Raw genomic sequence first — 18173 nt, 5'->3', positions numbered from 1 at the left:
CCATAACTGCCATGCCAGCTCCCATCTCGCAAAGGACCCTTGTGCTGGGCTTTTTCTACGCAGCTCTTGCGGCAGCACTCTGGTCGCTCATCACCCCCTTTTCCCGCCTGCTCTTCGAGCTTCACACCTCGCCCCTGGAAACGGCCTTCTGGCGCTCGCTCTTTGGCGGCGCGTGCTTTGTGGCCTACTCTCTCGTCAAGGGGTGCCTGAAAGTTCCCTTCAGGGATGGTGTCAGGATACTCTTCTTTGGCGGCCTGCTGGGCGCCCTCATGTTTGGCGCCTTTCAGCTTTCCATAGAAATGAGCGGTGGCGCCACTGCCGTAGTCCTTCTCTACACGGCTCCTGCCTGGGTGGCTGTCCTTTCCCGCGTGCTCTTTCACGAGGCCATCTCGCGCACAAAGCTTCTTGCCATTGCCATTGCCCTTGCTGGCGTAGTCCTTGTGAGCCTTTCGGGAGGAAGCCACAGCGGCGTCTTTTCCTGGGCAGGCATACTCTGCGGCCTTGCCTCGGGCTTTGGCTACGCGGCCTACTTTCCCTTCACCTTCTACTTTGTGCAAAAATACAAGGCCCAGACCATCTATTCCTACGCCTTCCTTGGCAGCGCCCTTGTCCTTTTGCCCTTCATCTTCCCCCTGGATCTGGGAAAGAGCGCAGAGGTCTGGGGACTGCTCGGACTCATGAGCGTCTCGACAAACTTTTTGGCCTACATTTTCCTGGCCCTGAGCCTCAAATGCATCACCCAGGTGCAGTCCGCAGTGGTGGGCAACATAGAGCCGGTACTCGGCACCCTCTGGGTCTGGCTCTTCTTTGACGAAAACTTCAGGGCCATAGGCTGGGGCGGGTGCGCGCTCATCATGGGCGCAGTCTTTTTGCTCACCCTGGAAAAGAAGTGCAGGACATAGCCTGGGGTTCTTCCCTGCATCTTGCGGGGCATGAAAAAAGCCTCGTCCGAAAAAACACCCGGGCGAGGCCTCTCTTGCAAAAAAAATGCTCCCGGTGGGAGCAGACATATGCCGCTTGGGGATAAATGGTGGGCCCGGAGGGATTCGAACCCCCGACCAAGAGCTTAGAAGGCTCCTGCTCTGTCCAACTGAGCTACGAGCCCACAGGCGGCAACAAAGGCTTACTTCTAGCAAAACGGTCCCTCTGTCAAGATTTTTCTTTTGCCCGAAGGGTCTGGCCTTGCAGGTGGCAAGGACAAAGACTGCTCTTGATGTTCACTCCCATCTGCCTCCACACCCGCGCTGCACCATATTTTCTCCCGCTTCCATCAAAACAGCTTTCATCAATAACACCATGGCACAAACATATCTTGCTTCAGTTGACGATCTTCTGGCCTATCTCGACAGGCTCAACTTCTTTCACATGGACCTTGGCCTTGAACGCATGGACAGGGTCCTTAAGGAAATGGGGCTCGCAAGCCCCCCCTATTTCACCATCCAGGTCTGCGGCACAAACGGCAAGGGCTCGACTGCCACCTTTCTGGCTTGCATTTTACGCGAACACAGGGTGGCAACAGGCCTCTACACCTCCCCACACTTCTACACGCCTGCGGAACGTGTACAGATTGACGGGAAATGGACAAGCCTTGAGGACTGGGTAGAACCTGCCAACAGGGCCCTTTCCATCTGTCCGGACCTCACCTACTTCGAGCTTGTGACTGTCATTGGCCTTGAGCTTTTCGCGCAAAATAACGTTGCTTGCGCCATTCTCGAGGCAGGCCTTGGGGCGAAGTACGACGCAACTACGGCCACAGCCGCAGACTGCGTTGTCCTGACACCCATTGCCCTCGATCATGTGCGCATCCTGGGCTCCACCATTGCGGAAATTGCCTTGGAAAAATCCCATGCCATACGCTCAGGCGCACCTGTCATCACGGCAAGCCAGGTGCCCGAGGCCATGGAGGTCATTCAAAAGCGTGCAAGATCCTTTGCAGCACCCCTGACCAAAGCGTCTCCCCTGCCGGAGCACCTTTGCCCTGGTCTTGCCGGAGCGCATCAGCTGGAAAACGCGGCAACAGCCCTTGCTGCCTTTAGGGAGATTGCCAAAAAACTCTCCCTTGTTCCCGACGAGGTGGCCATTGCAAGGGGCCTTGCCAGGGCCTTTATCCCTGGTCGCCTGCAGCTTGTGAAAGCAATGAAGGAAAGTGATGGGCAAAGTGACTGGCAAGGACCAAGGCCTGCCTTTTTGCTGGACGGGGCCCACAATCCCCACGGCATGGCTACCCTTGCAAAGGCTCTCAAGGAAGGGAGGGTTCCCATGCCAGCTTGCGTGGTTTTTTCCTGCCTTGCAGACAAGGACTGGAAATGCGTTCTTGCCCTGCTTGCCCCCTTGCTGGCACACCTTCCCTGGCATATCCCAATGCTTTCAGGCGAGCGCGCGGAAAAGCCCGAAACAGTGCAAGCCCATCTCGCCTCCCTGGGCGTCACAAAGGTCACGACCTACCCGGACCCCAAAACATGCCTTGCAAGCCTTGCCAGAAAATACCAGGAAGCTCCGCAACATTTTCCGGACTCGGCCCCTGTACTTGTGACAGGCTCGCTCTATCTTCTTGGGGACTTCTTTGCTGTCTGGCCCGACACCCTGAAAGCGCCAGCCCAAGCCTAGCCCACATACGGAGACCACCATGCCCGATCCATCCACCCTCTTTCGCGCCATCCCTTCCATGGACAAGAGCCTCGATGCCCTGGCAAGGGCCCTGGACGGCAGGCAGGACGAAGACGCCAAAGCCATTTTGGACGCACCCCATGCCCTTTTGCGGGAAGCCGTATCCGCCTACTGGGACAATATGCGCCTGCGCTTGCGAAAGGGGCTGGTCACGGATCCCGCCTTTTTGTCCCTTGAGACTAGGCTTTCCCACCTAATCCGCCATGTGGCTCGCTACATTGCCCCAAGGCTGCAGAAGGTGATCAACGCAACAGGTGTTGTCATACACACGAACTCCGGACGCTCCACCCTGGCTCCAGAGGCAAGGCAGGCTCTTGAGCTTGCAGCATCAAACTACACAAATCTTGAGCTCGATACGCAAACGGGTGGCCGCGGCAGCAGAAACAGCCTTTTGACACATCTTTTGCGCACCCTGACCGGTGCCGAGGACGCCCTTGTTGTCAACAACAACGCTGCGGCAGTGCTCCTTGTCATGGACACCTTCTGCAAGGGCAGGGAGGCTGTCATCTCCCGCGGGGAGCTCGTGGAAATAGGCGGCTCCTTCCGCATTCCCGACGTCATGAGTGCTACTGGTGTGCACCTTCGCGAGGTAGGCACAACCAACAGGACCCATCTGAAGGACTATGCGGCTGCCATTGGCGAAGAAACAGCCGCCATTGTGCGCGTCCACACCTCCAACTTCCGCGTCATCGGCTTCCACAAGGCAGTAGGCACAGAGGAGCTGGCAAATCTTGCCCACGAGCACGGTCTCATCCTTGTCAACGACCTTGGCTCAGGCTCGCTCACGGACTTTGTTGCGGCCGGCCTTCCCGGAGAGCCCACGGTACAGGAGGCGGTGGCAAAGGGAAGCGACCTTGTGCTCTTTTCCGGGGACAAGCTTTTGGGCGGCCCCCAGGCAGGGCTCATTGTCGGAAAAAACGATCTTGTGGCAAGGCTTCGCCAAAACCCGCTCCTGCGCGCCCTGCGCTGCGACAAGCTCTGCTACGCAGCCCTCGAGGCAACGCTGCGCCTCTATCTTGACCCGGAACGGGCAAGAAAGACTGTGCCCACAGTTGCCCGCATCCTTGCTTCCAGGGACGAGATTGGCGCAAGGGCGCAAAGGCTTGCAGAGCTTTTGCGCGAACATGCAGGGGATGCCTGCGAGGTTAGCCTTGTAGACGGGAACTCGCGCTGCGGGGGAGGTGCCTTTCCGGAATACCCCCTGCCCACGGTTTTGTGCGCCATTCATCCGAAGGAAGGAACGCCTGAGGACATGCGCAAGCGCTTCCTTTGCATGCGCCCAATCCTCATAGGCAGGATAGAGGACAATGCCTTCCTGCTTGACGCGCGCACCCTCGAGGACGAGGATTTTGCAACCATTACCCACCTTGTGGAGAGGGCCTTGTGCGATCCCCACAAAGACATTGCAGGATAAACAGGACACACAAACCCGCTTTCCGGACAATTTCCGGAAAACGGACACTCAATACTGAAGACAGTATGATTGGAGAAACCATGGCAGACGAACTCAAATCCAGGGCAGCGTACGCGCCGAAAAACGCCTGGTCCGTTTATAAGGACGAGGCCGCAAGGAAGGAGGTGCGCGCCTTTTGCGACTCCTATATCGATTTTCTCTCCCGCTGCAAGACAGAGCGCGAGACCGTGGCCTTTTGCAGGGATTTCCTGCGTGCAAGGGACTTTGGGGACGATCCCAAGGGCAATGCCTATGTCACAAGCCTGAACGGCAAGTGCCTCTTTGCCTTCAAAAAGGGCACAAGGCCCCTGAAGGAGGGCGTGCGCCTCATCATAGCCCATGCGGACTGCCCGCGCCTCGACTTCAAGCCCCACCCCATCATGGAGCAGGCAGGCTTTGCCCAGGCCAAGACCCACTACTACGGTGGCCTGCGCAAATACCAGTGGCTGGCCCGTCCCCTTGCCCTGCATGGCGTCATCGTGAGGGACAACGGAGAGGTGGTGAACGTGTGCCTTGGCGAGAAGGAAGGAGAGCCCGTGTTCACCATAGAGGATCTTCTCCCCCACCTTGCCCAGAAGCAGGCCACCAAGACCGTGCGCGAGGCCTTCGAGGCCGAGAAGCTCAATGTCATCCTGGGCTCCATGCCCCTGAATGCGGACGAGGAGAAGGTTTCCGAACCCGTGAAGACAGCCATCCTCGACCTTCTGCTTGAAAGGTACGGTGTGAGCGAGGAGGATTTTGTCAGCGCCGAAGTCGAGGTCGTGCCGGCTGGCAGGGCATCCTACGTGGGCCTTGATTCCTCCCTTGTGGGCAGCTACGGCCAGGACGATCGCATCTGCGTGTACACGGCCCTGCGTGCCCTGACGGATATGGGAAGGGACAGCGAGAACTGCGTCCTCATTCTGAGCGACAGGGAAGAGATCGGCTCCGAGGGCTCCACGGGCGCAAGCTCCCGCTATTTCGAGTACTGCCTTGCGGACGTTGTGCAGGCCCACGAGCCTGCGACACCTCTAAGGCACGTTCTTCTTGCAAGCTATGCCCTGTCCGCAGACGTGACAGCAGGCCTTGATCCCGACTACCAGGACGTGCACGAAAAGACCAACAGCCACAGCCTTGGCTATGGCGTGTGCATCGAAAAGTACACTGGCTCCGGCGGCAAGTACGGGGCAAGCGAGGCCCATGCCGAATTCGTGGGCATGATGCGCGGCCTCCTTAATGGGCGCAACATTCCCTGGCAGGCGGGCGAGCTCGGAAAGGTGGACCAGGGCGGCGGCGGAACTGTCTCCCTCTTTCTGGCTGCCCTTGGCATGAACGTCCTGGACTGCGGACCGGCACTTTTGAGCATGCACAGCCCCTTTGAGCTTTCGAGCGTGGTGGACGTCTACGCATCCTACAAGGCCTACCAGGCCTTCTATGAAGGATAGTCCGAACAAATGACATACGTGAAGGCGCCAGTCTCCCCATTGGAGACTGGCGCCTTCTTTCTCGTCACCTGGAATATGTGCGCCGAAGCTATTGCTGTTGCTGCTGCATTTCTTGGCCGTAGACGCGCATGGACTGGCAGCCACGGCCCATGGGATGCTGCAGCTGCACTCCGGCCTCCCTTTGCAGGCGCAGATTCACAGCGGCAAGAGTCGCGCGCAGCTCGTTGCGCAGCCTCTGCAGATCAAGGCCGAGTTTGGGAAGAGCCTCCGGGTCTGCGTTGTCGCTGTAGGTCAGAGCCTGCAGCTCATCCACCTTGCAGTGGATTTGCCCGTCGAGTTCCTGCAGTTTGGGCAGGGAATCGCTCACAATGGCATTGGCCTTGATCCTCTGTTCATTAGGCAGCTGATCAAGACAGTTGTAGAGCGAGTTCCAGCCGTTGTAGCCGCTCTGCTCCTGCGCTTCGTCCCGGACAGTTTGGGAACTCTCGCCTTCGCCGTACTGCGCAAGGCTGTCTCGCATGGTAGCGAGGGGCGAAGGCTTTTCTCCACCCTGTCCTTCCTCGGCATTGACCACGCAGACAAGGGCCAGTGTCAGGACAAGGATGAAAACCGTTGAACGAAAGCAGTATACCATAAAAAACCCCTTCGAAGTGTCCCGCCAAGGGCGCAAGGAATGCGCCGGAAGGGTGATTGGGCGGGACAGGCGATATATCATGTAGTTCTTAACGGAAAGCTTGAAGAAAACTTGAGCGCTTCCCGATATGATCTGATCCTGGGGGCAGATCCCGCAGCTTCAGGTGACTGCATCCCGAAATCTGCGCATGACACAAGGCTTGAGGCCAAGCGCCTCTACCCGGAAAATGCACAATGTGTGCCATTTTGACAAGCACAAACGGGCAGGATGTTTCCGAAAGTCCCCAAAATGAGATTTTCTCCGCACCACTGAAAGAGCTGCTACCAAAAACAGGAAATTTCTCCTGACATGATTTTCTATCCCAAATGTTCAACCTGTATTTCCATAAAATATATACATCAAAAACAGGTGTTTCAAACAAAAAATTTTTATTGTTTTTGAAAAATACATGTCGTCTGCAGGGATATTTTTCTATTCGGCATGAGACAAAAAAAAGGCTATCCAGATTTCAAATCAGGCCAACCCTTGTGCGAACACATCCCCCTGCCCCCTTGCAAAAGCCCGGGGTGCATATTTTTTCGACACGTTTCCCTTGCCACCCAGCCCTCTGGATAAATGCTAGACAGTTGCGCGATAGATTTTGGGGCAATTGCGCGATTCCTGTTTTTGCCAAAAGAGCTTTGTTGTCGGTAATATGCATTCATCAGAATATTCAGATTTTGATTTTCTTGCATATACTGAATCACTATATACAGATATACATCCATACGTGCCGCACACTTCAAGGAACCCCTGTCCGGATTTCAGAAATTTCTTGCCAGCCCGGAACTTGCCCGCTAAACTTCCCCTCCCCATTCGGGGTAACAGCATTTTTTCGTCCCTACGCCCATTGCCCGCAAGCGAGGACAATATATGTATTTCATAGAAATTCTGGCCATTGCCGTGGCTCTTTCCATGGACGCTTTGGCAGTCTCTGTAACCACAGGGGTCACGCTGAAGCGCCCGAACGCAAGCCAGCTTGTCCGCATGCCAGCGGCCTTCGGCATCTTCCAGGCCCTCATGCCCATCATCGGCTGGTTTCTGGGAAAGAGCGTGCATCAGTTCATAGAACAATGGGACCACTGGGTTGCCTGTGCCCTGCTTGTCATTGTGGGCGCAAAGCTTCTCCACGAAACCTTGAGCGGAGAGGACGAGGACGCAAAGCCCGTGGATCCCACAAGGGGCTGGACCATAGTCGTTTTGGCCATAGCCACCAGCATTGACGCCTTGGCAGTGGGCTTTTCCTTTGCCCTGCTTGCCAAACCCATACTCTTTCCTGCCATTATTATAGGCCTTGTTTGCGCAGCCATAAGCCTTGCCGGCATGCTGGCCGGCTCCTGCATCGGCCGTATAGAAGCCTTGCGCAAATGGAGCGGCGTTGCAGGCTCCTTCGCCCTCTTTGCCATAGGCATACTCATCCTGCACGATCACGGCGTCTTCTAGCCGTCACGCTTTTTTCCAGTCTTTCACAGTTTTCGGGCCAGTTTGCCCAAAACAAAAAGGCGCCTCCGGCATTTCGGAGACGTCTTTTTTTGTTTTTGCGCCTTTTGCAAAGGGCTTCAGGCCTTTTCCTCGGCCTCGGCCAACCAGCCGCTCAAGGCGTCTATGATCTTTCTTGCCTGGTCCGGGCTCGAAATGGTGAACTTGGACTGGGCGCGGTAGACGCCGCCTGATTTCTTGTAGCGGCGCAGGGTGTACTTGTCCGGGCCATAGTCGCCGCGATCCTGGCGCCACTCCTGATAACGGAAGAGTATGGTTGTCCAGGCGCCGCGCGAGAGGACAACCTTGTCCAGCTCCTTTATGACAACGGTTCCGTTGTCGTCCTCGAACTGAACAGTGAGTTCGTCTATATTTTCGTTCAAAGAAAAAATCCCCTGTTGCTAGATGGTTGAGGCCTTCCCACGTAATGAACCAACATGGAAAAAGCCCATGCATCGGCATGAAGGCTAGCACGAAGGAGCCAAAAAGCACAAGATCGGGAACTGTTCTCTGGCGGAAGTCTGCTTTGCAGCCCGCTTTGCGGCGCTCTACCTGGCCTTGTAGACCTCGTTCACGCAGGCAAGGGCGTTCAGGGTGCGGGGAAAGCCTATGTAGGGCAGCATCTGGGCCAGGGCGTCGATGAGGTTTTCCTTCGAGTTGCCCATATTGGCATTGCCCTGAGCGTGGGCCTTTACCTGGGGATCGCAGCCGCCAAGGCTTGCAATGCAGGAAAAGGTCAAAAGCTCGCGCAGTTTGAGATCCAGGGACTTGCGGGTATAGGTGTCGCCAAAGCACCAGGCAGAAAGGTAGTTCACCACAATATCCCTCTGATCTGGTGCAGCGTTTGCGTGCATGACATCTATGCCCTGGCCGAAGATGCCTTTCTGGGCTGCAAGGCCATCCGCAAAGCGGCTCTCTTCTGTCACAGTGCCTGCGCTCTCGAGGGGGAGGGTCACGCCACTGGCCTCAAGGGCGCGGTTGAAGTGGCGCAGGGCCTGGGCTGTCTTCAAAAAGCCGGCGTACGGGGCGCACTGGTAGATGGCCTCGCGCATGACAAGGGGGGCAATGTTCTGACGAAGGGCTGAAAGGACAAGGTCCTCCATGCCCTCCAGGGTCTGGCTGGCAGTCCAGGAGCACAGGAGGACAAGAACGCGCTGCTCGTCCGTAAGACTTCCGTGGTCCATGATTTCGCCATAGACCAGATTGTCGTGCATGGCACAAAATTCCGGGTCCGTGGCCCTCAGATCGTCAAGGAAGGTTTTGGCAAACCTTTGCCTGTTTTCCTTTGCAGCATCACTTCTCATTGGACAAACCTCCTGCAGCTTCTTTCCCCAGGCCTTGTGCGAAAAGATGGAAAAAGGGTGTCCAGAGCAGACTGCCTCCTGTTACTCAGGAAATGCCAGTGCCCAAAAAACCGGACCTGAAAGTCTTTTGGGGAAAGCAAGAGTATCGACCTTCGGACAAGGCACTGGCAGGTCTGCCACATGAACACCCAAAGCCTGTTTCTACAGAAGATTGCCTTGCGAGACCAGACCACATTCGAGCCATTTTCTTGCCTGAAACTTTCAGCCCCGCAAGACCCTTTGCGCAAATAAAAGCGACAAGGGGCCTGCGGGGCCGATTATATAAAGAAGGGCTCTCCCCCTGTTTGGGAAGGTGCTTTTTTGCAGGGTCTAACGGGAATTTTCCCCTCGCACAAGGGCGCGCATCTTTTCGCGCAGCTCCCAGGGAACAAAGCGCAGGGCGCTGCTGTCCCTTTGCACTGCGATGGTGCACAGCTCCTCTGTCTTGAGGGCCTCGGGCACAAAGGCCAGGGCCATGCCATTGCTTTCTACTGCCATGCGGCAAAATTCCGGCGTTCTCCTGTCTTCCAAAAGCCACTCAAGGGCCTCGCCGTTGCCCTTGAGGGCTGTTGCGCAAATCTCGTCGTTCTTGCAGCGCAAGGGCACCTCGCGCAGGGCAAGGCCGTTGTTTTTCACTGCCTCAAGGCAGATTTCATGATCGCACAATGTTTCCGGCACCCAGGCAAGAGCCATGCCGTCGGCCTTCACGGCCATGAGGCACATCTCCCTGTCGCGCATGCCAAGGGGCACGTCGGAAAGCTCCCAGCCCTGATGCTCGACCCCTGCCATGCACAGCTTTCTGGTACGGTAGGCAAAGGGCACGTCGGCCAGGGATATGAGTCCCCGCTCAAGCGCAGACCCGTACATATCCTCGGTGCGCATGTCCTGGGGGATACTCTGCAGGGAAAGCCAGTTGTTTTCCAGTCCGATGAGAAACCATTCTCTGATGTCCATGGCAGACCTCCTGTATGCTGCCCTTGATGTCGCCATCCGCCGGTCCCGAAAACCGGGACATTTTGCGCAGGACTCTCCCTCCTGCGCACCCGTTCTTTTCCCTTTGAGTATGCCCGACAGAAGCTATCCTGACAAGAAGGGGACTACCTGTGACAAATCCTTCCTTGCCCTTCATGAATGCCTCCACCAGCTACTCCAAAGCCGGGAGCGGCCAGTATTGCGCATTTTCCGGCCGGCCTTTTGCACACGCTTGCGCCTCTCGGAAGGATCGTTTAGTCTAACTGTTCGGTTTTCGGCAGGCCTGGGGCACAGCAGCTTGTGATCCCACCCCTTCGTGGCTAAGCCCAAAACCGCTACTGGAAATTGTCCCGGCCTGAACGCCGGACTGCATACGGGATCTCTAATTCCTTTTTCGGAGCGTTTTGGATGTTTGGAATAGGCAGCACCGAATTTCTCGTCATCATCCTGGTCGCCCTGCTTGTGCTTGGACCACGGAACCTCGCCAAGGCTTCCAGAACAGTTGGCAAGTACATGGGAGAATTCAGGCGAATCTCCACCGATTTCCAGCGCACCCTGAACGCCGAAGTGGCTGACGAGGAGCGCGAGGAAAACCGCGAGGCCATACGCAAGAAGGTGGCAAAGGCCAAGGCCGCACGGGCAAGGAAGCTCAAGGCCGAAAAGGAAGCCCAGGCAGCACAGACGCAAAACGCAAGTACTGCCCAGGAAAGCCAGGCTGAAGGTGCGGCTCAGGCCCGGACTCAGACTGGCGCCAAGGCAACTGTCCAGGCCGAGAAGCCGGCAGAGCAAAAGAGCGTGGAGCAGGCAAGCCTCCACGCGGCGGCGGATGAAAACATGGTGCAGCCTCCTGCGGGAAGCCCCCTTGAGGCCATGCTCAAAAAGACTGCCCAGGAGGCGGCAGACGATGTGCCCTCCACTGTGGGCAAGGCCCAGACTGGAGGTCAGGCATGAGCACGCAGGAACAGGAAAAGATTGTTGCGCGTACAGCCGAGGGAGAGGAAACTTTCAGGGACGCATCCCCCACACCTTCTCCCGCAGACGATACCGCAAGCGCTCCCGAAGGGAACGATCCCAAAGTATCCGAGAAAAAGGACGCTGCCAGGGCATCGTCTGGTGATTCCCCTGAAGACGTGTCCTGGGAGGACTTTGCAGCCATGGCCAAAGAGGCTGACGACAAGGCTCAAAGCCCGGTTCCGGCCCCGGCTTCTGCCGGTGGCGACGGTGGCTCCCTGCCCCCGAAGACCACGGACATGAAGGACGATGATGTTCCGGCCCTGCCAGAAGAGGACGATGAAGAGGGCGCAGAAGAGGAAGGCGAAGGCGGACGCATGTCCCTCATGGACCATCTGCGCGAGCTGCGCCAGCGCATCCTCTACTCCCTTGTGGCCGCCTTTGTGGCCTTCCTTGTGTGCTGGTACTTTGTGGAACCGGTCTTCAACTTCCTCACAAGACCCCTTCTGGACGTTCTTCCGGAAGGCAGTACGGCCATGTACACAACGCTTCCCGAAGCGTTCTTCACCCGCATGTACATAGCCTTCATCCTGGGCCTTTTTGTGGCGAGCCCTGCCATCTTCTACCAGATCTGGGCCTTTATCTCGCCTGGCCTCTACGAAGAGGAAAAGCACTTTATCATGCCCGTGGCCTTTATTTCGGCCATATTCTTCATCCTGGGCGGTGTTTTCTGCTACTACATTGTCTTCCACTACGCCTTCCAGTTCTTCATGAGCTTTGTCACTGCCGAAATACAGGCAATGCCAAAGATAAGCGACTATCTCGACTTTGTGCTGAAGCTCATCCTGGCCTTCGGCTTCATCTTCGAGATGCCCATCTTCGCCTTCTTCCTCTCGCGCATGGGCATTGTCACCGCAGCCAAGATGCGCAGGGCAAGACGCTACGCTGTTCTCATCATCTTCATTGTGGCAGCCATTCTCACTCCCCCGGACGTTGTCTCTCAGCTCCTCATGGCTGTCCCCATGCTTATCCTCTATGAGATAAGCATCCTTGTGGCGGCTCTCTTCGGCAAGAAGGAAGCACCCAAGCCCGAGGAAGAGGATGAGGACGACTACGAGGAAGACGAATACGAAGACGAGGATGCCGACGACTACGACGAGGACGATGTGAACGAAACTGCCCGCGACAAGGGCAAGGCCCAGGCAGCAGCAACTATTGCCGCAAATACAGCCCAGGAAAAGGACAAGTCTGACACAAAGCCGTCCGACAAGAGCCTTGCCAAAGCCAGTGAGGGGGATGCCTGATGGAAAAAAGATGCGCCACAGCCGAGCGCTGCAGCAAGGAGACGAAGATAGAGGTCAGTCTCTGCCTTGACGGCGAGGGCCGCATCGACGTTGCCACAGGCTTCGGCATGCTCGATCACATGCTCACCCTCACCTTCTTCTGGGCAGGCATGGATCTCACCCTGCGCTGCAAGGGCGACCTTGAGGTAGACGCACACCACACTGTGGAAGACTGCGCCCTGGTCATTGGCGAGGCCATGCAAAAGGCCCTGGGGGACAGGGCCGGCATAGCCCGGGTGGGCTATGGCAGGGTGCCCATGGACGAGGCCCTGGCAGAGGTCACGGTGGACATTTCCGGACGCCCCTACACCGTCTGGCTCGGGGACGATATCCTGCCCCCTGTCATGGCAGGCGAGGAAAGGGACGTGTGGCGGGAATGGTACAAGACACTTGCGAACACTGTGCGCATGAACCTGCATGTGTCCTTCCTCTACGGCAAAAACGGCCACCACCTGCTTGAAAGCGCTGCCAAGGGCCTGGGGCTTGCCTTGAGTCAGGCGGTTGCAAAAAGCGGCACAGCCATACGCAGTACCAAGGGCAATCTCGACTAGCTTTTTTTGAGGGGCCCCTGAGGCCCCTCTTTTTTCGCATTTGCCAGGAGAGGAAGATGGACGTATTGAGAAAGACTCTTCTCGACATCAACAGGGCTGCCCTTGCGGCAGTGGCCCCGGACGGCGCAGTCCTGCGCCATCTTGTCCGGGACGGCAAAAGGCTTGCCCTGATGAGGGGAAGCGAGCCCGACATGGTCCTTGATCTTTCCTCCTATCGCCGCATCGTGGTTCTCGGAGCCGGCAAGGGCGCAGCCCCCATGGCCCAGGCTCTGGAAAATCTCCTCGGCGACCATATTGACGAGGGCCTTGTTATCGTAAAATACGGACACGGCCTTCCGAAGGAAGACATACAACGCATAGACATTGTGGAGGCCGCCCACCCGGTCCCGGACGAGGCAGGGCAACGTGCCGCAACAAGCCTAGTGGAAAGGGCTGCGACACTTGCAAAGGGAGACCTCGCCTTTCTCCTCTTCACGGGGGGCGCCTCCGCTCTCACACCGGCTCTTCAACCGGACATTAGCCTTGCCGATCTGCAAAGGCTCACAAGCGCCCTGCTTGCCTGCGGGGCGACCATCCACGAGATAAACACCCTGCGCAAACACCTCTCGCGCCTTTCAGGCGGAGAGCTTGCAAGGGCTGTCTTTCCCGCCAGGGGCATAGGGCTCATTGTCTCGGACGTTGTGGGCGACAACCTCGATGTCATAGCCTCAGGGCCCACTGTTCCGGATTCCAGCACCTTTGCCGACTGCAAGATCATCGTTGAAAAATACGGCCTTGCCCAAGACCTTCCAAGGGCAATAGCGCGGCACCTCGACATGGGCCTTCAGGGGAGCATACACGAGACTCCCAAGGCAGGCGACAAGCTCTTTTCCGACATGCACAACGTTCTTGTGGCCACCTTGAGGCAGGCCCTTGAGGCAGCAGGCAAAAGGGCTTGCGAGCTTGGCTTTGCGCACCAGATACTTACGGACACTCTCACAGGCGAGGCCAGGGACGCTGCAAGCCTGCTTGTCTGCAAGGCCCGCGAGATTCAAAAAACACTTGCTCCCGATGCAAGGCCAGTCTGTCTTCTGGCAGGCGGCGAGACCACAGTCACCATCAGGGGCAGGGGTCTTGGCGGCCGCAATCAGGAAATGGCGCTTGCGGCAGGCCTTGAGCTCGCAAGCGACGAGGGTATCTACGCTCTTTTTGCCGGCACGGACGGAACAGATGGGCCCACGGACGCCGCAGGCGGTTTTGCCATGGCTGGCGAGGCAGGCACCTGGCCTCAAATGGGTGTGGATGGGGCAGCCTTTTTGCGGGAAAACGACAGCTACCACTGCCTTGAAAAGACCGGCAACCTCTACAAGAGCGGTCCTACGCGCACAAACGTCATGGACGCTGCCATCATCCTGGTCTACCCCAAGAGGGGCTAGGGTCCCGGAGAAATCAGCGGCGATCCTTGAAAAAGTCCCGCAAAAGAGAAGCGCATTCTTCGCCCAGAACACCGCCCATGTGCCAGACGCGGTGGTTTTGAAAGGGCATGTCCAAAAGATCCGTGGCAGAGCCCACAGCACCGGCAAGACTGTCCAGGGCCCCGTAGACAAGGCCGTCCAGCCTTGCGTGCACAATGGCCTGGGCGCACATGGCGCAGGGCTCTAACGTGACCACCATGGTGCAGTCCATGAGGCGATAGTTGCCAAGGCGTTTTCCTGCAGCGCGCAGGGCCATGATTTCCGCGTGTGCCGTGGGATCCTGGCTTTTGCAGGGGCAGTTTGCGCCCTCGCCCACGATTTCGCCGTTTCCAGTCACAACAAGGGCGCCCACGGGGACTTCGCCCTCTTCTCCTGCCTCGCGGGCAAGGCAAAGGGCACGTTCCATGAGCGCCTCCCAGGAAAAGCCCATTGGGGCACGCGGCACAGGGCCAGCCACGGGCATGGCCCTGAAAGCCGACGCCATGCCTTTTTCTAGAAGGTGTAGCGACACAGTGTGCTCACCACCTCGTCCGGGGTGTTGCAGTAGATGAGGAGCCTGTCTATCTCCTCGCGGTCAATGAACTTGCCATCCACCATGGTGGTCTTGAGCCAATCCACAAGGCCTCCCCAGAACTGCTGGTTGTAGAGGATGATGGGGAAGGGCTTTATGCGCTTTGTCTGCGCAAGGACAAAGGCTTCGGAGAGCTCGTCCACTGTGCCCATGCCGCCAGGCATGACCACATAGGCCTTTGCGTACTTTACAAACATGAGCTTGCGCACGAAGAAATAGCGGAACTTGCAGGATATGCGCACATACTCGTTGCTGTGCTGCTCCTTGGGAAGCTCGATGCTCAGTCCAATGGAAGGGCCATTGCCTTCCACTGCACCCTTGTTGCCTGCCTCCATGATACCTGGGCCGCCGCCAGTGATAATGCCAAAGCCCTCTTCAGCCAGGCGCCTTGCCACTTCCACAGTGTCCCTGTACTCCTTGCGGTCCGGGGTGACGCGGGCAGAGCCGAAGATGGAGATGCAGTTTGCCGAAACACTGTTCAGGGTGTCGAGGGCTGTGACGGTTTCCGCCATGATGCGCAAAGTGCGCCAGGATTCGGTTGTCACATTGGTCAGATCGTCAATGATGTTCTGGGAAACTTCCGGCATGGGTTCCTCCACGACTAAAAGTTGACGGCAAAAAAGTGCTTGAGCGAGCCCCGATCCTCCTGTATTCCCTTTTGCCTCTTTGCCTGACCTGCGTCAAGCAAGCCGTCTTTTTTCCCTCTTTTTCTCTGGCAAAAGGCACACGCATACTGCGAGGAACAAAAGGTACTTTTTTCGAACGCCTTGTATATCCTCCCTTGTACCAGCATTTCAGACAATCTGCCGTACGCATGCAGGCCCTTGTTGTCCTGTTTTTTTTGCAAACAAAAAAGGGCCCACGAGTCATTTCCAGCTCATGTGCAGGCTTTGGCTTCCCAAATTTTAGACCAATGCATGCACAGGCTGCATCTTGCTTTTTCGCCCTTCCTTGATAGTCTTTGCCGAAGGCTTGCGCCAAAATGTCCCGGGGGCGCCCCCCACCAACCCGCCATCCAGCAAGGACTGCCCCTGCAGCTCCTTGAAGGAGACCATATGCGCGTACAATTTCTTGGTGCCGCACAGACCGTCACCGGCTCGTGCTTTGTCATCGAGGCCTGCGGTCGCCGCTTTTGCGTAGACTGCGGCATGCATCAGGGCAACAAGGCCATCGAGGCCCGCAACAGGGATGCATCCGTCTATGACCCTGCCAACATCGACTTCGTACTTTTGACCCACGCCCACATCGACCACTCGGGCCTTTTGCCCATGCTGGTCAAGGAAGGCTTCAAGGGGGACATCTACTGCACCCCTGCCACGGGCGAGCTTATTTCCCTCATGCTCGAAGACAGTGCCCACATCCAGGAGATGGAGGCGCTTTTCGAACTCAAGAAATATACCCGCAGGGGCCTCAAAAATCCCCCGCAGGCCCTCTACACCACAGAGGACGCGCAAAAGACAGCCCAGCTTGTGCAGACCGTGAGCCTTGGCGAGGAACTGCGCCCAGCACCTGGAATCAGGGTCAAATTCTACGAGGCAGGCCACATCCTTGGCTCTTCCTCCCTGCGCCTTGAGGTGGACGAGGACGACAAGACAACCTCCATCATCTTCTCCGGCGACATAGGAAGACCCCAGGCCCTCATCGTGCGCGATCCCGAGACCCCGCCCCAGGCGGACTACGTCTTCATGGAATCCACCTACGGCGATCGCAACCACAAGAGCGCCGAAAACTCCCTGGAGGAACTGACCAAGGCCATTGAATACAGCTACTCCCGCGGAGAAAAGGTCATCATCCCGGCCTTTGCCGTGGAGCGCACCCAGGAGATGCTCTACTGCCTGCACGAGCTGAACAGGCAGGGCAAGCTCCCCTCGGATATGGCCATCTTTGTGGACTCGCCCCTGGCAATCCGCGCAACCGAGGTCTTCCGCCACCACAGGGAGCTTCTGGACGAGGACGCACAGGCACTCTTGAGCCGCGGCGAGGATCCCTTCGAGCTGCCCAATCTGCACTACACGCTCTCCCGCGAGGAAAGCGAGGCCATCAATGCCTACGACAAGCCAGCCATCATCATCTCTGCCTCCGGCATGTGCAACGCAGGCCGCATAAAGCACCACCTGAAACACAATATCTGGCGCCCGGGTGCCAGCATTGTCTTCGTGGGCTACCAGGCAGTGGGCACCCCGGGCCGCTCCCTGGTCGACGGCGCAAAGAAGCTCACCCTCTTTGGCGAAGACATGGAAGTCAAGGCCAAACTCTATTTCATCAACAGCTTTTCCGCCCACGCGGGCCAGTCCCAGCTTCTGGACTGGCTCTCTCCCCTGGCAAGCGGCAAGCCGCAGGTTGTGCTGGTCCACGGGGAACTCAAGGCGCAAAACATCCTTGCAGGCCTTATCAAGGAACGCTTCGGGCTTGAGCCCCTCATCCCCGGACACCTTGAAGAGCTCACCCTGCAGGGCCGCAACGTGGAAGACATCCAGCTCAACATCAGCAAGGGCTACCCCAAGGTCAACTGGGATTTCCTTACTTCCGAGCTGGAACGCAAGTGGGCCATGTTCAAGTCCAGGCTTGAGGACATTGACAACAGGCCCTGGGAAGAACAGACAACCCTGCAGGAGGCCATGGCCAAGATGGACTACGCCATGACCAGACTGCTCTCGAAACTCTGATGCGCATTATATCCGGTACATTGGGTTCGCGGCGCCTTGCCACAGTGGAGGGCGAAGGCTACAGGCCAGCCATGGGCAAGGTCCGCGAATCCCTCTTCTCGATTTTGAGCCACCGCCTGCACTGGCAGGGACTTCGTGTTCTCGATCTCTTTGCGGGCTCTGGCTCTCTGGCCTTCGAGGCCATCAGCCGCGGGGCAGCCACTGCCCACCTTGTGGAGCTGGACAACAGGGCCTGCCGCTGCATTCGCACCAATATCAAAAACCTCGGCCTTGAGGGCAGGGCCTTCCTCGTGCAGGAAAGCGCACCCATGCTGCTGCGCAGGGTCAAGGGCGCTGACCGCAGTGTGGCCGGTCCCTTTGATCTGGTCTTTCTGGACCCGCCCTACAGAAAGAACTTCACCCAAAACTGCCTGGACGCCCTTGTCCAGTGCGGCTGGCTTGCCCCTGGCGCCTTTGTGAGTGTGGAAGTGGAGGAAGGCTTGACCCTGAACCTCCCAGATCCCCTCTCAGTGGTTACCCAGCGGGAATTCGGCCAGACCACCACACTCATAGCCCGCATGCCGGGCAACGACTAATCACCCAAAGGCCCCAAGGGGCCTTTTCCTTGTCCAAAAAAAGTCTCGGAG

The 18173-nt window shown here is 57.5% G+C and carries 16 protein-coding genes, 1 tRNA gene and 1 pseudogene; 11 read left to right on the top strand and 7 right to left on the bottom strand.

Annotated elements, in window-relative coordinates; all coding sequences use genetic code 11:
• Positions 1 to 11 precede the first annotated feature (11 nt).
• Positions 12 to 902, top strand: coding sequence for a DMT family transporter (locus B5F76_RS04265; protein ID WP_087351624.1), 891 nt, complete (start codon positions 12 to 14; stop codon positions 900 to 902).
• A gap of 126 nt (positions 903 to 1028) precedes the next feature.
• Here B5F76_RS04265 and B5F76_RS04260 read toward each other — a convergent pair.
• Positions 1029 to 1105: transfer RNA gene (locus B5F76_RS04260), tRNA-Arg, on the bottom strand.
• A gap of 191 nt (positions 1106 to 1296) precedes the next feature.
• Between B5F76_RS04260 and B5F76_RS04255 the strand changes: the two genes are divergently transcribed.
• The 3 genes from B5F76_RS04255 (at position 1297) to B5F76_RS04245 (ending at position 5544) form a co-directional block, all read left to right on the top strand.
• Positions 1297 to 2607 (top strand): bifunctional folylpolyglutamate synthase/dihydrofolate synthase, encoded by a 1311-nt coding sequence (locus B5F76_RS04255; RefSeq protein ID WP_144268383.1) that lies wholly within the window; start codon positions 1297 to 1299, stop codon positions 2605 to 2607.
• Between the two features lie 19 nt (positions 2608 to 2626).
• On the top strand, positions 2627 to 4081 hold the full coding sequence (selA, locus tag B5F76_RS04250; RefSeq protein ID WP_087351618.1) for an L-seryl-tRNA(Sec) selenium transferase: 1455 nt from the start codon (positions 2627 to 2629) through the stop codon (positions 4079 to 4081).
• An 80-nt stretch (positions 4082 to 4161) separates the two neighbouring features.
• Positions 4162 to 5544: an aminopeptidase gene (locus B5F76_RS04245; protein ID WP_087351615.1), complete on the top strand. Its 1383-nt coding sequence runs from the start codon at positions 4162 to 4164 to the stop codon at positions 5542 to 5544.
• An 88-nt stretch (positions 5545 to 5632) separates the two neighbouring features.
• On the opposite strand, the gene B5F76_RS04240 is transcribed toward B5F76_RS04245, so the two are convergent.
• Entirely contained in the window at positions 5633 to 6178 is a 546-nt protein-coding gene (locus B5F76_RS04240) for a hypothetical protein (RefSeq protein WP_087351611.1), read from the bottom strand.
• Between the two features lie 912 nt (positions 6179 to 7090).
• On the opposite strand from B5F76_RS04240, the gene B5F76_RS04235 reads away from it, so the two are divergent.
• The gene (locus tag B5F76_RS04235; protein WP_087351608.1) at positions 7091 to 7660 is read left to right on the top strand and encodes a manganese efflux pump MntP; all 570 of its coding nucleotides are present in this window, start codon (positions 7091 to 7093) and stop codon (positions 7658 to 7660) included.
• A 116-nt stretch (positions 7661 to 7776) separates the two neighbouring features.
• Here B5F76_RS04235 and B5F76_RS04230 read toward each other — a convergent pair whose 3' ends face one another.
• From B5F76_RS04230 to B5F76_RS04220, 3 genes are all read right to left on the bottom strand, one after another.
• Complete coding sequence (locus tag B5F76_RS04230; RefSeq protein WP_087351605.1) at positions 7777 to 8079, bottom strand: hypothetical protein; 303 nt, start codon at positions 8077 to 8079, stop codon at positions 7777 to 7779.
• Positions 8080 to 8244: 165 nt separating this feature from the next.
• Entirely contained in the window at positions 8245 to 9000 is a 756-nt protein-coding gene (locus B5F76_RS04225) for a carboxymuconolactone decarboxylase family protein (protein WP_087351602.1), read from the bottom strand.
• A 369-nt stretch (positions 9001 to 9369) separates the two neighbouring features.
• The gene (locus B5F76_RS04220; RefSeq protein ID WP_162608676.1) at positions 9370 to 9993 is read right to left on the bottom strand and encodes a DUF4116 domain-containing protein; all 624 of its coding nucleotides are present in this window, start codon (positions 9991 to 9993) and stop codon (positions 9370 to 9372) included.
• Between the two features lie 426 nt (positions 9994 to 10419).
• Between B5F76_RS04220 and B5F76_RS04215 the strand changes: the two genes are divergently transcribed.
• The 4 genes and pseudogenes from B5F76_RS04215 (at position 10420) to B5F76_RS04200 (ending at position 14271) form a co-directional block, all read left to right on the top strand.
• Positions 10420 to 10962 (top strand): twin-arginine translocase TatA/TatE family subunit, encoded by a 543-nt coding sequence (locus tag B5F76_RS04215; protein WP_087351596.1) that lies wholly within the window; start codon positions 10420 to 10422, stop codon positions 10960 to 10962.
• Positions 10963 to 11339: 377 nt separating this feature from the next.
• A pseudogene (gene tatC / locus B5F76_RS15550) lies at positions 11340 to 12101 on the top strand (twin-arginine translocase subunit TatC); the annotation flags it as partial.
• A gap of 164 nt (positions 12102 to 12265) precedes the next feature.
• Positions 12266 to 12856 (top strand): imidazoleglycerol-phosphate dehydratase, encoded by a 591-nt coding sequence (locus B5F76_RS04205; RefSeq protein ID WP_087351595.1) that lies wholly within the window; start codon positions 12266 to 12268, stop codon positions 12854 to 12856.
• 56 nt (positions 12857 to 12912) lie between these two features.
• Positions 12913 to 14271 (top strand): glycerate kinase type-2 family protein, encoded by a 1359-nt coding sequence (locus B5F76_RS04200; RefSeq protein WP_087351592.1) that lies wholly within the window; start codon positions 12913 to 12915, stop codon positions 14269 to 14271.
• Between the two features lie 13 nt (positions 14272 to 14284).
• On the opposite strand, the gene tadA is transcribed toward B5F76_RS04200, so the two are convergent.
• Both tadA and B5F76_RS04190 read right to left on the bottom strand, forming a co-directional pair.
• On the bottom strand, positions 14285 to 14794 hold the full coding sequence (tadA, locus tag B5F76_RS04195) for a tRNA adenosine(34) deaminase TadA (RefSeq protein WP_087351589.1): 510 nt from the start codon (positions 14792 to 14794) through the stop codon (positions 14285 to 14287).
• 8 nt (positions 14795 to 14802) lie between these two features.
• Entirely contained in the window at positions 14803 to 15468 is a 666-nt protein-coding gene (locus tag B5F76_RS04190) for an LOG family protein (protein ID WP_087351586.1), read from the bottom strand.
• 468 nt (positions 15469 to 15936) lie between these two features.
• On the opposite strand from B5F76_RS04190, the gene B5F76_RS04180 reads away from it, so the two are divergent.
• Together B5F76_RS04180 and rsmD are read left to right on the top strand one after the other, a co-directional pair.
• Entirely contained in the window at positions 15937 to 17547 is a 1611-nt protein-coding gene (locus tag B5F76_RS04180; RefSeq protein ID WP_087351580.1) for an MBL fold metallo-hydrolase RNA specificity domain-containing protein, read from the top strand.
• Complete coding sequence (gene rsmD / locus B5F76_RS04175) at positions 17547 to 18122, top strand: 16S rRNA (guanine(966)-N(2))-methyltransferase RsmD (RefSeq protein WP_087351576.1); 576 nt, start codon at positions 17547 to 17549, stop codon at positions 18120 to 18122. Before B5F76_RS04180 ends, rsmD begins: the two co-directional genes overlap by 1 nt.
• The last annotated feature ends 51 nt before the right edge of the window (positions 18123 to 18173 follow it).

This window comes from Desulfovibrio sp. An276, assembly GCF_002159665.1.
GTDB lineage: Bacteria > Desulfobacterota > Desulfovibrionia > Desulfovibrionales > Desulfovibrionaceae > Desulfovibrio > Desulfovibrio faecigallinarum.
This window is presented reverse-complemented; position numbering and strand designations above follow the sequence as displayed.

Coding starts and splice junctions, on each gene's coding strand:
- B5F76_RS04265 (WP_087351624.1), top strand. CDS start 12: ATGCCAGCTCCCATCTCGCAAAGGACCCTTGTGCTGGGCTTTTTCTAC.
- B5F76_RS04255 (WP_144268383.1), top strand. CDS start 1,297: ATGGCACAAACATATCTTGCTTCAGTTGACGATCTTCTGGCCTATCTC.
- selA (WP_087351618.1), top strand. CDS start 2,627: ATGCCCGATCCATCCACCCTCTTTCGCGCCATCCCTTCCATGGACAAG.
- B5F76_RS04245 (WP_087351615.1), top strand. CDS start 4,162: ATGGCAGACGAACTCAAATCCAGGGCAGCGTACGCGCCGAAAAACGCC.
- B5F76_RS04240 (WP_087351611.1), bottom strand. CDS start 6,178: ATGGTATACTGCTTTCGTTCAACGGTTTTCATCCTTGTCCTGACACTG.
- B5F76_RS04235 (WP_087351608.1), top strand. CDS start 7,091: ATGTATTTCATAGAAATTCTGGCCATTGCCGTGGCTCTTTCCATGGAC.
- B5F76_RS04225 (WP_087351602.1), bottom strand. CDS start 9,000: ATGAGAAGTGATGCTGCAAAGGAAAACAGGCAAAGGTTTGCCAAAACC.
- B5F76_RS04220 (WP_162608676.1), bottom strand. CDS start 9,993: ATGGACATCAGAGAATGGTTTCTCATCGGACTGGAAAACAACTGGCTT.
- B5F76_RS04215 (WP_087351596.1), top strand. CDS start 10,420: ATGTTTGGAATAGGCAGCACCGAATTTCTCGTCATCATCCTGGTCGCC.
- B5F76_RS04205 (WP_087351595.1), top strand. CDS start 12,266: ATGGAAAAAAGATGCGCCACAGCCGAGCGCTGCAGCAAGGAGACGAAG.
- B5F76_RS04200 (WP_087351592.1), top strand. CDS start 12,913: ATGGACGTATTGAGAAAGACTCTTCTCGACATCAACAGGGCTGCCCTT.
- tadA (WP_087351589.1), bottom strand. CDS start 14,794: ATGGCGTCGGCTTTCAGGGCCATGCCCGTGGCTGGCCCTGTGCCGCGT.
- B5F76_RS04190 (WP_087351586.1), bottom strand. CDS start 15,468: ATGCCGGAAGTTTCCCAGAACATCATTGACGATCTGACCAATGTGACA.
- B5F76_RS04180 (WP_087351580.1), top strand. CDS start 15,937: ATGCGCGTACAATTTCTTGGTGCCGCACAGACCGTCACCGGCTCGTGC.
- rsmD (WP_087351576.1), top strand. CDS start 17,547: ATGCGCATTATATCCGGTACATTGGGTTCGCGGCGCCTTGCCACAGTG.